This window comes from Hufsiella arboris, from assembly GCF_009834875.1.
Lineage (GTDB): Bacteria > Bacteroidota > Bacteroidia > Sphingobacteriales > Sphingobacteriaceae > Hufsiella_A > Hufsiella_A arboris.
In genome coordinates this window covers 50,906-64,953 of sequence record NZ_WVHT01000008.1, presented here as the reverse complement: position 1 = coordinate 64,953, position 14,048 = coordinate 50,906, and the positions used below count along the sequence as shown (strand labels likewise).

The following is a 14,048-nucleotide window of genomic DNA, read 5'->3' as shown; positions in this document are numbered from 1 at the left end:
AAGTTTAATTCTTTATTTGTTTTGCTGTTTCCGGTTTTTGCCGGAATGATGCTTTTTCCAGGGACAGTGCCTGCACCCGTTTTTACAGCAAAAACCTCTTTTCAGATGGTATGTCTCTGTAAAAACAATAAATCCATTTTCATAATAGAAGTCGGAAGTAGTAGCCTGCACTAATTTAGTATTTTGACCTGTAAGCTGTTAGCGTAATGTTCCCTTAAAAAGTTACCATTGCCGTGTAGTGTCCAAATTTCGGTCGGCCTCACAGTTTCTACTGTATCCAAAATATCATCCCAGTCTACATGATCAGATATAAACAACTCAGCATCATTGCGTTGCTGCAGCGATTTCCATCCGGAGGCAAATATGCGCAAAACATTTACAGCCCGGAAATAACTGTTAAATGTTAAAGGTGGAACGATATAGATGTAGCCTTCATTGGCCGCTTTCATCAACTTTCGGTCGTAAGGCTGATAAACCCCGGGGTGAAAATTAAACGATTCATAGATTTTATTAATCGGTAAAATTGAATGATGAACCAATATCTTTTTCTCAGGCACATGTTCATTGATCAGGTTTATCAGTCGCTGGCTTTTACCTAAAGCATACGCTCCCAATAAAATGTTATATTTTATTTCCCTGAGCTTGCCAATTTCAGAAGTGACATCGGGATGCTTTACTTCCGGATGGGCAAATGTGGTTTCTGTAATCAACACATCAGCCGTTTCCCATTCAACGGGCACACAGGTTTTGTCAGCCTGAAGTTTTAAATCGCCCGTATAAAGATATTTTGTTCCCTGGTAAGTCATAAGTACCTGAGCGGAGCCCAGCATATGCCCGGCCGACAAAAAGCGAATACGCACCCCATTAATCATAAATTCATCACCGTAATTCCGCTCGTTAAAATTAGCTCCCGCATTTTTTTTATAGCGATGCCTCATGATTGCGGCTGTTTCCGGAGTACACCACACATTAGTGTTTCCAGCAACGGCATGATCGGCATGAGCATGCGATATAACCGCATTTTTTACAGGCTTTGACGGATCGAGGTAAAAGTCGCCGGCAAGACAATAGAGCCCATATTCATTAAATTGAAGAAAATCAGGGGACATATTACGATAGAAAATAATGATGAAGGCTCAAAACCTGAGGGATTACCAGGTTAAGTTCGTCGTTAATAATTAAATGCCCGGAAAGCTTCGCTTTTTCCTGATCACTCATTTGGCGGTCCATCCTTGCCTTAACTTCCTCTGCTGAAATGGAATCACGTTTAATTACTCGCTTAAGCTTTAATTCCAGCGGCGCTTTGACTAATATCGTTTCGTCACAGGCTTTATATGATCCGCTTTCGAAAAGCAGGGCGGCTTCTTTTAAAACGTATGGTGCATTTTGACCGGCAACCCATGCATCAAATGACCTGAAAACCGCAGGATGAACAAGCGAATTCAGTAATTGAAGTTTGCCTTTGTCATTAAAAACAATATTTGCGAGATGTTTGCGGTTCAGACCGTCATGATTAAATACATCCTTACCAAAAGCATCAATTAGCCCTGATTTCAACAGTAGATCACTATCCATAACCTGTTTTGCGGCGGTATCTGCATAAAAAACAGGTATTCCAAGTATCTCAAAAAACTTGCAAACCGTCGTTTTACCGCTGCCAATTCCTCCCGTAATACCTATTTTTTTCATTAACAGGATTTACTTATTTGTAAACTATAAAGTCAACCGTTTGCGGTTCAGTGCTGATAATCTTGGTAAACCCCGGTTCCCTGGTTAAACGCACAGGTAATTGCGGCAATTGGTAACGCTCCCAATCGGTGAGATCTACTGTTGCTGTAAATACATTTTTGGTTATTTTCTGATAGTTCTGGAGTGACGTAAGAACTTTTACAAACACTTTTTCCGGCACGACGCGCACATTCAAGCCCGACGGATTAACTACTTTTAAGGGGACCTCAATAATTTTTTCGGTGAACTGATCGACAGGTATCAGCACATCGACAGAGGACGGATAAATACTGATATTGGCACTCGGACTAGGGCTCAGCATAACCTGCGATCTCACATTTGATGATACGTTTTTACGCACCACGCTATCAGTTGTCCATTCTTTAATTTTTGCTAAATCAGATTCAGGACCAGTTACAACCACATACGAAGGCTTTATCACCGCCTTGTTGCTTATGTTCCATTGCTTTTTAAACTGCAGATTGCTTGACAGCACAACCGGCACCCGCTTAATGGTTCTGGAAGTGAAATCGTAATATAAGGTATCAGGAATTACGGCAACAACCGTTTCTTCGGCGGGCAACTGTGCGTCTATCCGTTTCAGCTGATCACTTAAGGTGACAAAACTCTGTTTACTGATATTTTTCAGGCTAACGGTGACAGGCAGCGGATGCACCCTGAATTTTGAAAGTAAAACGTGCCAACCCGTACTTTGTACCTGCAGTTTGATCGTATCCGATTGTAACGCATGAAATGCCCTGTTAACAGGCAGATCAACATAATTTATTTTGGTTTTAACTTCGTAAATATATTTACCTGACAAAGCGAAGAAAAACCAGGTTAATACCGCCAGTCCTAAACAGGTTGCGAATACCGAAAGTCTTCGTTGTTCGGTTTTAGTTAAAGAAAGAAATGGCATAGGCTACTTCGCTTTTACCAAAAATAAAAAACGGATGATCAATCCGTCTTTTTTTAAATAATAATAGCGATGAATTTTAGTTCATCGCTATTAAATACGATACTTCTGTGACAATGTTATGCCGGCTTGTTAGCGTTCAGCGCTTTTGATGCTTCTAAAGAAATCGATGAGCGTTCAAAACGGATTTTTGTTCCACCTTCAACTTCAATTAAAAAGGTTGTATCGTTCATGTCAATAATTTTACCATGAATACCAGCAGTGGTAACTACGCGATCGCCTTTTTTTAGCTCTTCTATATATTTCTTTTGATCTTTTGCCTTTTTCATCTGTGGGCGAATCATGAAGAAATAGAACACCACGATGATCAGCAACATGGGTAGGAAACTCATTAATCCACTTCCCTGTGCCTGTAATAAAATAGTTGAAATCATTATTTAGAATTTATTTGTTTATTGTCTCTTACTTCACCGGTCAGCAAAAGCTGTGTGATTGCGGGAACGGTGTTTGCGGTTATGGTTATTGCTTTTGTTTGTTTACCGAACTTATTAGCACTGTTAAAAATTACTTTGATAACTCCTATTTTGCCGGGAGCAATCGGTTCATGAGGAAATTCTGGGATAGTACATCCGCAGCTGGCCTGGGCATCGGTAATAATTAACGGACTCTTGCCGGCATTATTAAATGAGTAGTTATGAACAACAGTATCGCCCTGGTCAATAATACCAAAGTCATAGGTTGTTTGATCAAACTGAAATTTTGCAGCTGACGCGCTTAACTGGCTCTTATCAACATTCGCATTATTGGTTTTCGCAGTATTAGTACAACCAATTGCTAAAAGCGCTAACGAAAAGATTAAAAGAATTTGTTTCATTATTCTACGAGCCCGCGGCCAAATTTACGAATCTTACCTTCTGATTTAAGCTCCAGGTAAATTTTGTCAAGTATACCGTTAATAAAGGAATTACTTTTTGGCGTGCTGAATTCCTTGGAAATCTCGATATACTCGTTGATAGTAACTTTTACAGGGATTGACGAAAAATTAACCAGTTCGACAACTGCCATTTTCATCAGCAAAATATCCATCATGGCGATACGATCCGCTTCCCAGTTTTTCGTTTTAGCGGAAATAAGTGCCTGGTATTGCTCATCGAATACGATTGTTTTGCTAAACAGGTCAAGAATAAATGCCCGGTCTTCGGCCCAGTTAGGGCTAAGCTCCGCAAGCTTATTTTCACGCGGATTTTCACTGGCAAAATTCTTGAATGTCTTAGCGATTAAGGCTTGTAACACTTCTTTATCAACAGGCCAATTAATAAATTGCTCTTCGAAAACCTGCTCGATGGCCGGCGACTTCAATATGAGCTTTTTAAATATGAATTTAATGATGTCCTTTTCCGCTTTGATTGAGTGATCTTCCTGGTGGATGTAAGCATCATATTCAGGAGAAGCTTTTAACGAATTAAAAATAGTACGGCTTATTTCAGGATCGAACTGCCATGAAACCTTGTACTTTTTCATCGCAGACTGGTAATCCGGATTATCACGCAATGCAACAATAAATTTATTGGTGTTTAATTTAATGCTGGCATTAAGATCCTCTTCTGAGGGACGGTATTTATTAGCGCGCTCTTCGGCGTCACGTATTGAATAATCTGCAACTTCTATAAACAAAGAAAGCATCCAGATATACATCTCATACACTTCATCAACATTTTGCAACAGGCCTTTTTCAAATGCTTTAATTGATTTGTTTTCCGACTGGTGATACGCATATAGCGTTTGCAAAACTTTTACCCGCAGGTGCCTTCTATTCAACATATTATAAGAACGATGTTGGTTGTTAAACCAGATTTATTAATAAGAGCCTTTTATTTTTCTAATATCCGCAATACGCTTCTCTGCCAGTTCATTGGCAGCCTGAGTTGCGGTAATATTTTCTGCTTTCGATTTTTTTAAAACTTCAAGTGTTGCGTTATATATATTTTCGGTTAATTGCATGGTACGTTTTCTACTGTAACCTGCAATTTCAGAATATGCACTAAATAACCCTCCAGCGTTGATGAGGTAATCAGGGGCATAAACAATATCATGGTCAAGCAACATTTTACCATGCAGTGTTTCATCCGCCAGCTGGTTATTTGCCGAACCTGCCACTATACTGCATTTCAGCTTTCCAATGGTTTCCGAATTTAATGTCGCTCCCAACGCACAAGGGGCATAAACATCAAATTCAAATTCGAATAGCGAATGATTAGTGATAACCTCAGCTCCATACTTCTTTGCTACTTTCTGCAACTGTTCTTCGTTGATATCGGTGATATAAACTTTTGCATTTTCTTCCCGCAATAATCTTACCAGGGTTTCGCCAACGCTGCCGATTCCTTGTACCGCAACAGAACGACCTGTCAGTGAATCACTACCGAAGGTCTGCTTCAAACAGGCTTTAATACCCATTAAAACACCTCTTGCTGTTACCGGCGATGGGTCGCCGCTGCCGCCCATTGACTCGGGAAGTCCGGTGACATACTGGGTTTCCATGCGGATATATTCCATATCGCGCGGATTTGTTCCCAATTCTTCCGCAGTAATAAACGAACCGTTTAAATTCTGAATAAAGCGCGCATAACGGCGCATAAGCGCCTCAGTTTTGTGAATACGACTATCGCCGATGATGATAGCTTTCCCTCCGCCAAGATTAACTCCGGCTACGGCAGCTTTATATGTCATGGTTTTCGAAAGGCGTAAAACATCGTTAAGCGCCTCGGCTTCCGTTTTATATGGCCACATCCTGGTACCTCCTAAAGCAGGCCCGAGCGTGGTGTCATGAATCGCAATGATTGCCTTAAGGTTGGTGTCTTCATCATGACAAAAAACAACTTTTTGGTGCCCCCATTGGCTTAGCTGCTTAAAAATCTCATGATCTTCCTGGTTGTTTATCGTCATATTTTTTTATGATGGGAACGGCTCGCCGCTGCAAAAATACTAAATTTTACAATTTCAATAGTGTCAAAAGCGAAAGCTGTGCGATAATAGCTAATTTTGCGCACTCTGAAATGAAAGATCTCGCCTACCTGAATAAGTTTTTAATTAAATATAAGTGGCGCCTTATACCCGGGATTTTCTTCGTTATCATTTCGAATATATTTGCCGTTTTGCCCGCTCAGGTAATTCGTGTCGCGTTCGATCTTGTAAAAGAAAACATCAGTATTTACATGCTCTTTAATGGGTTTGACCGGCAGGAACTCGTTTACCGGATATTCGGCTACAGCCTGATGTTATTTGGACTTACCGTGTTGCTTCTGTCTCTCCTTCGTGGATTGTTTCTATTTTTTATGCGGCAAACAATTATCTTGATGTCACGCCATATCGAGTATGACCTTAAAAATGAGATTTACAGCCATTACCAACAGCTTTCAATGGCGTTTTTCAGGCGGAACAACACGGGCGATCTAATGAACCGGGTTACCGAAGATGTGAGTCGGGTGCGGATGTACCTCGGCCCCGGGATTATGTATACGATTAATACTGTAGTACTGTCTGTCATGATCATTTTCGCTATGATCACGGTAAACATAAAACTTGCTGTTTATTGCCTGCTGCCACTTCCTTTACTCGTTTTAGCTATCTATTTCGTTAACAGCATCATCAACCGGCGCAGCGAAATGATCCAACAGCAGCTTTCGGCACTATCCAGCCTTGTACAGGAAACTTTCTCGGGAATCCGGATCGTTAAGTCATTTGTTAGGGAAGATACTATTCGTGCGAATTTTGCCGCAGAAAGTGAACGTTATAAAACCAACTCGATGGCACTTGTTCGTGTACAGGCGCTATTTTTTCCTTTGATGGTATTATTAGTTGGAATAAGCACCATAATTACCATTTATATCGGAGGCCGCGAGGTGATGAATGGCACGATCACTTCCGGAAACATTGCTGAGTTTATAATCTATGTAAACCAGCTTACCTTCCCGGTAATATCCCTGGGTTGGGTGACTTCATTAATACAACGTGCCGCTGCTTCACAAAAAAGAATCAACGAATTTTTACACACAGAGCCCGAGATCGTTTCGAATACCCAGGAACAGACGATAATTACGGGCGAAATAAAATTTAGCGGCGTATCTTTTATTTACCCTGATACCGGGATTAAAGCACTGGACAACGTTTCCTTTACCGTTAAGCCAGGTGAGTTCGTGGCAATTATCGGCAAAACAGGTTCGGGGAAGTCAACTATTGCCAATCTTATTATGAGAATGTATGATGTAACTTCCGGCGAGCTGCTCATCGATGGCAATCCGATTCAAAAACTAAATTTAGCCAGCTACCGGCAGCAGGTAGGTTTTGTACCACAGGAAGTCTTTCTTTTTTCGGAGACGATAGCTAATAATATCGCTTTCGGCAACTCGGCTATTGGAAGCCATGAGATACAACAGGCAGCCAAAGATGCAGCGGTTTACCAGAATATCGTTGAACTGGAACAAGGCTTTGAAACAATGATTGGCGAAAGAGGCATAACCCTGTCTGGCGGACAAAAGCAGCGGGTTTCCATTGCTCGCGCCCTTGCAAAAAAGCCAGCGATCCTGATATTCGACGATTGCCTGTCGGCCGTTGATACTAAAACCGAAGAAGAAATTCTGAGTAACCTGGGAAAAAACATGAAGGGTAAAACCAGTATCCTTATTGCGCATCGTGTATCTACCATCAAGAACGCTGATAAAATATTGGTTTTAGATCAGGGAAAGATCATCGAACAGGGAACCCATGATCAGCTGATTGAAGGGCAAGGAGCCTATTTCGAGCTCTATGAAAAACAATTGCTTGAAGAAGAGGAACAAAATTGAAAAAACTCAGTATAAAGCGATTATCAGCATTTTGAAGTTTAATAATTAATAGTTTATATTTACCGCAACCAAAACTATAACTTTACCAACAATGGGAGATTTTGACAACAAAGAGAGAGAAGAAGTTTTTTCAAAAAAAGTGAGAGCAGGAAAACGCACGTATTTTTTTGATGTAAAAGCAACACGCTCAAATGATTACTACGTGACCATCACTGAAAGTAAAAAACGCTTGGAAGATGGGGTATTTGTGAAACACAAAATCTTTCTTTACAAAGAAGATTTCGAAAAATTCGCTGAAGGCTTGAAGGAGACGGTTGAATATATTAAAGACCACCAGGAAGTTGTTGAGAAACGTTATGAGTATTCAGAAAATCCAACTGATTCTGCAAAAGCTTCAGTAGAAGACGATTTCTCATTTGATATTTAATTAATTCAATTTATAAGACGAAAAGCCATCCTAAAAAGATGGCTTTTTTTATTGGCCTAGGGCAGCCCCAACGCCTCCGATCATTATAAATAGAAATAAAATTGCGTAGAAACCGATTATAATCAGCGTAAACACACCCCAAAACTTGAAGAATGATTTCAGTTTTGAAAAAGCTTCGGTAAGTTGCGCCTCGCTATTATACCCAACACCGTCTCTTGCATTTGAAGCGAACTGGTATAAATACAACGTAGGGAAAAAATAAATTGCCGCCATAAACAAGTATGCCACGGTAAGTGATCCGGCACTAACGTTGGCTGGCATCATGCCGCCCCCAAATTTGCCCAGAAAAGTAAGCACACTCCCTATAAATAAGGCGAACACGACAATAAGGCCAATGATGCAAAAACCGACAATCGACAAAATTTTTGCCCACTTCGCAGCTTCGTAAACATAGTACTGAATAGTGTCATTGAATTTCATATCCGGAAATTCCTGATTATCATCATCTTGTAAATGATTTGACTCCATAGTTAATTATAGGGTTTAGGATTAGATTTATTAGCGATCAAGATACAAAACAATGCCTGTACTAGCTAATGGCAGTTGTTAATTTTACTATCTTTGCCGGCTTTAGTTTATCAGCTAAAGTAACGTAAATCGTAAATAAATATAAATGGGCTTACAATGTGGCATAGTGGGTTTACCCAACGTAGGAAAATCAACACTCTTTAATTGTTTATCAAATGCAAAGGCTCAGGCTGCAAATTTTCCTTTTTGCACAATTGAGCCAAACGTTGGCGTTATCACCGTACCTGACGAACGTTTAAATAAACTTGCAGAACTGGTAAATCCTCAAAAAATTGTTCCAAATACCATTGAGATCGTCGATATAGCTGGATTGGTTAAGGGAGCAAGCAAAGGCGAAGGTTTGGGAAACCAGTTCCTTGGGAATATCCGGGCTACAAATGCAATTATCCATGTGTTACGTTGTTTTGACGATGGTAATGTAATTCATGTGGACGGCTCTGTTGATCCGATTCGTGACAAGGAAATTATCGATACAGAACTACAGTTAAAAGATCTTGACACGGTAGATAAACGCATTCAGAAGGTTGAAAAAATGGCCAAAACCGGCGGCGATAAAAACGCGAAAAAAACCTACGATATTTTAAGCGCCGTAAAGCAACATCTTGAATCGGGCAAATCCGTACGTACAGCCCCGATAAGCAAAGAAGATTTTGAATTTATTGAAGATTTGAGCCTTCTTACATCCAAGCCTGTTTTATATGTATGCAACGTGGATGAGGCGTCTGTAAATACCGGCAACCAGTATGTTGAAAAAGTAAAGGAAGCAGTAAAAGATGAAAACGCTGAAGTATTGATTATTTCGGCGAAGATTGAATCGGAAATTGCCGAGCTGGAAAGTTACGATGAACGTCAGATGTTTTTAGGTGATATGGGGCTTGACGAATCAGGTGTTAACAAACTGATCCGTGCGGCATACAAACTCCTTGATCTTTACACATACTTCACAGCCGGCGTTCAGGAAGTTCGCGCATGGACGATTACAAAAGGCTTTACGGCGCCTCAGGCCGCCGGCGTTATCCACACAGACTTTGAAAAAGGATTTATCCGCGCCGAAGTAATTAAATATGACGACTTCGTTAAATACGGATCGGAGAATGCGTGTAAGGATGCCGGTAAACTTAGCGTGGAAGGCAAAACGTATGTGGTTGAAGATGGTGATGTAATGCATTTCCGGTTTAATGTGTAAATTTTAAATTACAGTAATATAAGCTTAATCAACCCGGTTAATGCTTATTCCAGGTAAAAAGTCGTTAACCTTTTGAGTTACGACTTTTTTATTTTAACGCTGCCAACTAAGTCAACAACAAAAACAAGCGGCCTGGCTTAATGTAATTCTTTTGTTCTACATAATAATTGCGTATAATTGTGATCATAGCGTATTACAATGGCTTTAGAAAATTTAAGTAAAGATCTTGGACGTGTTTCAACCGACACAATGGCTGATATTGTGGAACTTCGGTTAAGAGAATATTTCAAGAAAAAATCTTTTAAGCCGGGTGATCCGCTTCCAAAAGAAATGGAACTTGTAGCTGCTCTTGGCGTTAGCCGTAATGTTGTACGTGAAGCGTTAAGCCGTTTGCGAATGCTGGGTATGATAGAAACCCGGAAAAAACGTGGTATGCTACTTGCCCGTCCTGATGTCCTCGGTACATTTGAACGTGTACTGGATCCCTTGATTATTGATGACAGCACCTTACAAGACTTATTTGAATTGCGGTTGGTACTCGAAATGGGTTTAGCCGATTTATTATTTTTGAGAAAAACCGATAAAGACATCTTACAGTTAGAAAAAATCGCTCGCGATGAAGGCCACGAAGGCGAAAAAAAATTCAGAGTGAAAAACGAAATAGCTTTCCATGGAAAGCTATATGAGATGACTGGTAACAATACCTTAAAACGTTTCCAGGTAATGCTCCTTCCGGTGTTCGGCTATGTAACAACCATGGAAAAAGAAGAATACAAAATTGGAAAGGTGAACCATGTGGATCTGGTTGAAATTCTCAAAACCGGCACCAAAGAAGATTTTAAAGCTGGCATGTACGAGCATCTGAAACCCCATTTCGATAGTTTAGCTAATAAATAATTCTCCCTTCAGATCTGCTAATCATTATATTATTTTTTTGCGCATCCAAATAAAGTTAATAATATGTACTACATAATAACTTTATTTTTACATTTGTGATGTGAACCTATAGCCCGCCAATGGCTTAATATATGACGAAGGAAAAATTAAACGCCAAGAACTTAAAAGGTAATTGGGCCACCCTGTTACTACCAATTAATGCCGATGACTCGATCAACTATCAGAAACTTGCCGGTGAAATTGACATGCTCATTGAATCCGGGGTCGATGGCATATACTCAAATGGAACAGCCGGAGAATTTCACAATCAAACCGAAGATGAGTATGCGCGGATTAATAGAATACTTTCGGAAAAATGCCTCGACACTGGAATGCGATTTCAGATTGGCGCCAGTCATCCCTCTCCTATTATTTCATTAGAAAGATTGAAAATTGCCGCAGCGCTGAAACCCGACGCTATCCAATTGATTTTACCTGATTGGATAATTGCTACCGAATCAGAACTGCTGGATTATATGCAACGATTAGCCGACGCAGCAGGCGATATTCCATTGGTTCTTTATAACCCGCCACACGCCAAGTTTGTGTTGCAACCCAAGGATTACTCATTATTTGAAAATATACCACAAGTGATTGGCGTAAAGTTATTAAGCCATGACCAGACCTGGGCAAAAGAGATGGAACAATATGCATCGCATTTGTCCATTTTTGTTCCCGGACATTTATTGGCCACTGGTGTTGAATGCGGCATTGCGTCAGGCGCTTATTCAAATGTAGCATGCATCAATCCTAAAGCTGCGCAAAAGTGGTGGCAACTGATGCAAACCAACATAAAAGAAGCGCTTGAAATCGAAAAAAACATCTTAGCCTTTTTTGAGGAATGTATTGCGCCATTGCAAAGGAACGGTTTTTCAAATCCAGCGTTAGATAAATTCTTAGCTGCGGTTGGCGGTTGTTATCAAGTGGGAACTCGTTTAAGATGGCCCTATAAATGGATCGCAGATCAACATGTTTTGCCGGTTCGCGAAAGAGCCAGGCAATTGATCCCCAATTTTTTTGAGACATCACATGAAATGTAATTTATTATCTATCATCTGTTTATTTATGACGGTATTTACGCAAGCACAGGAAAGGAAAACAACTACTTTAAAAATAGACGAACTAGCAGCCGTACCAGACAAATTCGGTTTTGCCGGTTCATTCGCAGGTTTATCTCACGGATCTCTGCTTGTTGCCGGTGGAGCTAACTTCCCGGACGGCGGGGCACCCTGGACCGGATCTAAAAAAGTATGGACCGATAAAATATTTGCTTTAGATAAACCTACCGGAAAATGGGTACTTGCCGGAAAGCTGCCACAATCAATGGGCTATGGCGTTTCTATTAGCTACGATAATAAACTGATTTGTATTGGTGGCAGTAATGCTGAAGGACACCTCGCAACTGTTTATGCAATCAGCTATGTTAGTAAGAAAATAATAATAGAAAAATGGGCCGATCTGCCGCAACCGCTGGCAAATTCCTGCGGAGCCGTTTTCAATCATAAAATTTACATCGCCGGCGGGTTGCTTTCTCCCGATGCCAAAAGCGCCGCCAGTATTTTTTGGTCTTTAAATCTGTCTGATCCGAAAACCTGTCAATGGCAACAATTGGAGAGCTGGCCCGGTCCTGCACGCATGCTTGGCGTGGCGGGATCTGTAGATAAAGAAGGGTTTTTTCTTTTCAGCGGTACAAACCTCGAGGAAAGAAATGGCACTGCTCACAGGCATTATCTCAACGACGCTTACAAATATGTTCCTGGCAAAGGATGGCAAAGACTTGCCGATATGCCGGCAGCTACTGTAGCAGCCCCAGGTCCTGCATTTGAATTAAACAGGAACAATTTGCTGATCTTTGGCGGTGATGATGGAAAATTAGCTGATAGTACAGCTGTTCTAAAGGATCAGCATCCCGGCTTTTCAGATCATGTACTGAGGTATGACATTCCTGCCAATTCCTGGATCGATAATATCAAATTAAAAACATCTAAGAAGCCGGATGCGGCTACAAATCCCAATGGCAGCCTTTGGATACCTGTTACTACGACTTCAGTGACCTGGAATAATTATGTAGTATTTCCCTGCGGCGAAGTACGGCCGGCAGTTCGCACTCCAAAATTAATCTCATTGAATTTGGATCAATTTAACCTGATAAAATTCTAAGCCGACTAATCACAAATGCAAACCAGAATTACAAAACCAGCCGGATCCTTTTACCAATGGGCAATAGTAGGAATACTTTGGATAGTTGCGTTCCTCAATTACTTTGACAGAAATCTGATCACTTCCATGCGTGATCCCATTGTGTCAGACTTTAAGCTGACGGATGCACAGTTTGGATTACTCACTACCGTATTCTTAATATCATACGGCATTTTAAGCCCCTTAGGCGGCTATTTAGCTGATAAATATGGCCGTAAAAGCATCATTGTATTTAGCGTCTGTATCTGGTCTGCCGTAACTCTCTGGACGGGATTTGTTACTTCTTTCCATGAAATGCTGATAGCTAGGGTAATCATGGGCATCAGTGAGGCATGTTATATTCCGGCAGGATTGGCAATGATAGCCGATTATCACAAAGGTAAAACCCGCTCTTTTGCAACGGGACTTCATATGAGCGGCTTGTATGCCGGCCAGGCATTAGGCGGCGTGGGCGGCTATATTTCCATGTTGTGGGGTTGGCGCTATGGTTTTCAGATGATTGGTTTATTCGGGGTTGTTTACGGAATTATCCTTATTTATTTTTTGCAGGATAAAAAACATAGCACAACGGAAGTTTTACAGGCAGAATTACCTGATTCGAAAGAGGAGCGGTTAAATCTGTTTCAAACGGTAAAAATGTTGGTTTCTGAGAGTTCTTTCCTGGTTTTACTTTTCTATTTCTGCATACTAGGTGTGGTTAACTGGATGATATACGGCTGGCTGCCAACCTTTTTAAAGGAACACTTTGTACTCGATTTGGGTAAGGCCGGACTTTCAGCAACTGGATACATTCAAATCGGTTCATTTTTAGGTGTGGTATTAGGGGGCATTCTTGCCGACCGATGGTTCCGTACCAATAAACGCAGCCGTTTATATATGGTTATTATCGGATTTACATTAGGCGCGCCTTTTCTTTTTCTAATGGCATCAACACATGTATTCGGCATAGCTATTATTGCGATGATCGTATACGGAATTGCTCGCGGAATTAATGATAGTAACCTGATGCCAATCCTGTGCCAGGTTATAGACGAACGCTATATTGCCACAGGATATGGCTTTCTTAACTTTTTAAGCACGATCATCGGCGGCTTAATGGTTTATGTAGGTGGTATGCTTATGGATGCAAATATCAGTCTGGCTATTATTTATCAGGTTTCGGCGATACTAATGATAATTGCAGCATGGTCTCTGCTAAGGATCAGGATCGGCAAAAAAGCTTAA

The 14,048-nt window shown here is 40.8% G+C and carries 16 protein-coding genes; 7 read left to right on the top strand and 9 right to left on the bottom strand.

The genetic code is table 11. From position 1 onward, the window contains the following. Positions 1–12 precede the first annotated feature (12 nt). The 8 genes from GS399_RS16110 to GS399_RS16075 form a co-directional block, all read right to left on the bottom strand. Positions 13–171 (bottom strand): DUF5522 domain-containing protein, encoded by a 159-nt coding sequence (locus tag GS399_RS16110; RefSeq protein ID WP_160845682.1) that lies wholly within the window; start codon positions 169–171, stop codon positions 13–15. Then, the gene (locus GS399_RS16105) at positions 171–1,109 is read right to left on the bottom strand and encodes an MBL fold metallo-hydrolase (RefSeq protein WP_160845681.1); all 939 of its coding nucleotides are present in this window, start codon (positions 1,107–1,109) and stop codon (positions 171–173) included. Before GS399_RS16105 ends, GS399_RS16110 begins: the two co-directional genes overlap by 1 nt. A gap of 1 nt (position 1,110) precedes the next feature. Further along, positions 1,111–1,689, bottom strand: a complete 579-nt coding sequence (gene coaE / locus GS399_RS16100) for a dephospho-CoA kinase (protein ID WP_160845680.1) — start codon at positions 1,687–1,689, stop codon at positions 1,111–1,113. 13 nt (positions 1,690–1,702) lie between these two features. Further along, on the bottom strand, positions 1,703–2,647 hold the full coding sequence (locus GS399_RS16095; protein WP_160845679.1) for a YbbR-like domain-containing protein: 945 nt from the start codon (positions 2,645–2,647) through the stop codon (positions 1,703–1,705). 116 nt (positions 2,648–2,763) lie between these two features. Next, complete coding sequence (gene yajC, locus GS399_RS16090; RefSeq protein WP_160845678.1) at positions 2,764–3,078, bottom strand: preprotein translocase subunit YajC; 315 nt, start codon at positions 3,076–3,078, stop codon at positions 2,764–2,766. Beyond that, complete coding sequence (locus tag GS399_RS16085; RefSeq protein ID WP_160845677.1) at positions 3,078–3,518, bottom strand: DUF1573 domain-containing protein; 441 nt, start codon at positions 3,516–3,518, stop codon at positions 3,078–3,080. Before GS399_RS16085 ends, yajC begins: the two co-directional genes overlap by 1 nt. Next, a complete protein-coding gene (gene nusB, locus GS399_RS16080; RefSeq protein WP_160845676.1) occupies positions 3,518–4,465 on the bottom strand; it encodes a transcription antitermination factor NusB in 948 nt (315 codons plus the stop codon). Before nusB ends, GS399_RS16085 begins: the two co-directional genes overlap by 1 nt. A gap of 36 nt (positions 4,466–4,501) precedes the next feature. Then, entirely contained in the window at positions 4,502–5,590 is a 1,089-nt protein-coding gene (locus GS399_RS16075) for a Glu/Leu/Phe/Val dehydrogenase dimerization domain-containing protein (RefSeq protein ID WP_160845675.1), read from the bottom strand. A 110-nt stretch (positions 5,591–5,700) separates the two neighbouring features. On the opposite strand from GS399_RS16075, the gene GS399_RS16070 reads away from it, so the two are divergent. After that, complete coding sequence (locus tag GS399_RS16070; RefSeq protein WP_160845674.1) at positions 5,701–7,488, top strand: ABC transporter ATP-binding protein; 1,788 nt, start codon at positions 5,701–5,703, stop codon at positions 7,486–7,488. Positions 7,489–7,579: 91 nt separating this feature from the next. Then, on the top strand, positions 7,580–7,915 hold the full coding sequence (locus GS399_RS16065) for a DUF3276 family protein (RefSeq protein WP_160845673.1): 336 nt from the start codon (positions 7,580–7,582) through the stop codon (positions 7,913–7,915). A gap of 48 nt (positions 7,916–7,963) precedes the next feature. Here GS399_RS16065 and GS399_RS16060 read toward each other — a convergent pair whose 3' ends face one another. Then, entirely contained in the window at positions 7,964–8,443 is a 480-nt protein-coding gene (locus GS399_RS16060) for a DUF5362 family protein (RefSeq protein ID WP_160845672.1), read from the bottom strand. A gap of 145 nt (positions 8,444–8,588) precedes the next feature. Between GS399_RS16060 and ychF the strand changes: the two genes are divergently transcribed. The 5 genes from ychF (at position 8,589) to GS399_RS16035 (ending at position 14,048) form a co-directional block, all read left to right on the top strand. Further along, complete coding sequence (gene ychF / locus GS399_RS16055) at positions 8,589–9,689, top strand: redox-regulated ATPase YchF (protein ID WP_160845671.1); 1,101 nt, start codon at positions 8,589–8,591, stop codon at positions 9,687–9,689. A gap of 198 nt (positions 9,690–9,887) precedes the next feature. Next, the gene (locus tag GS399_RS16050) at positions 9,888–10,586 is read left to right on the top strand and encodes a FadR/GntR family transcriptional regulator (protein WP_160845670.1); all 699 of its coding nucleotides are present in this window, start codon (positions 9,888–9,890) and stop codon (positions 10,584–10,586) included. 131 nt (positions 10,587–10,717) lie between these two features. Next, positions 10,718–11,665, top strand: coding sequence for a dihydrodipicolinate synthase family protein (locus GS399_RS16045; RefSeq protein ID WP_160845669.1), 948 nt, complete (start codon positions 10,718–10,720; stop codon positions 11,663–11,665). A 25-nt stretch (positions 11,666–11,690) separates the two neighbouring features. Then, the gene (locus tag GS399_RS16040; protein ID WP_202409484.1) at positions 11,691–12,785 is read left to right on the top strand and encodes a galactose oxidase; all 1,095 of its coding nucleotides are present in this window, start codon (positions 11,691–11,693) and stop codon (positions 12,783–12,785) included. A gap of 15 nt (positions 12,786–12,800) precedes the next feature. Beyond that, positions 12,801–14,048, top strand: coding sequence for an MFS transporter (locus GS399_RS16035; RefSeq protein WP_160845668.1), 1,248 nt, complete (start codon positions 12,801–12,803; stop codon positions 14,046–14,048).

Bases quoted from the DNA above. Each gene is read 5' to 3' on its own strand.
- GS399_RS16105 (WP_160845681.1), bottom strand. From the start codon at position 1,109: ATGTCCCCTGATTTTCTTCAATTTAATGAATATGGGCTCTATTGTCTT.
- coaE (WP_160845680.1), bottom strand. From the start codon at position 1,689: ATGAAAAAAATAGGTATTACGGGAGGAATTGGCAGCGGTAAAACGACG.
- GS399_RS16095 (WP_160845679.1), bottom strand. From the start codon at position 2,647: ATGCCATTTCTTTCTTTAACTAAAACCGAACAACGAAGACTTTCGGTA.
- yajC (WP_160845678.1), bottom strand. From the start codon at position 3,078: ATGATTTCAACTATTTTATTACAGGCACAGGGAAGTGGATTAATGAGT.
- GS399_RS16085 (WP_160845677.1), bottom strand. From the start codon at position 3,518: ATGAAACAAATTCTTTTAATCTTTTCGTTAGCGCTTTTAGCAATTGGT.
- nusB (WP_160845676.1), bottom strand. From the start codon at position 4,465: ATGTTGAATAGAAGGCACCTGCGGGTAAAAGTTTTGCAAACGCTATAT.
- GS399_RS16075 (WP_160845675.1), bottom strand. From the start codon at position 5,590: ATGACGATAAACAACCAGGAAGATCATGAGATTTTTAAGCAGCTAAGC.
- GS399_RS16070 (WP_160845674.1), top strand. From the start codon at position 5,701: ATGAAAGATCTCGCCTACCTGAATAAGTTTTTAATTAAATATAAGTGG.
- GS399_RS16065 (WP_160845673.1), top strand. From the start codon at position 7,580: ATGGGAGATTTTGACAACAAAGAGAGAGAAGAAGTTTTTTCAAAAAAA.
- GS399_RS16060 (WP_160845672.1), bottom strand. From the start codon at position 8,443: ATGGAGTCAAATCATTTACAAGATGATGATAATCAGGAATTTCCGGAT.
- ychF (WP_160845671.1), top strand. From the start codon at position 8,589: ATGGGCTTACAATGTGGCATAGTGGGTTTACCCAACGTAGGAAAATCA.
- GS399_RS16050 (WP_160845670.1), top strand. From the start codon at position 9,888: ATGGCTTTAGAAAATTTAAGTAAAGATCTTGGACGTGTTTCAACCGAC.
- GS399_RS16045 (WP_160845669.1), top strand. From the start codon at position 10,718: ATGACGAAGGAAAAATTAAACGCCAAGAACTTAAAAGGTAATTGGGCC.
- GS399_RS16040 (WP_202409484.1), top strand. From the start codon at position 11,691: ATGACGGTATTTACGCAAGCACAGGAAAGGAAAACAACTACTTTAAAA.
- GS399_RS16035 (WP_160845668.1), top strand. From the start codon at position 12,801: ATGCAAACCAGAATTACAAAACCAGCCGGATCCTTTTACCAATGGGCA.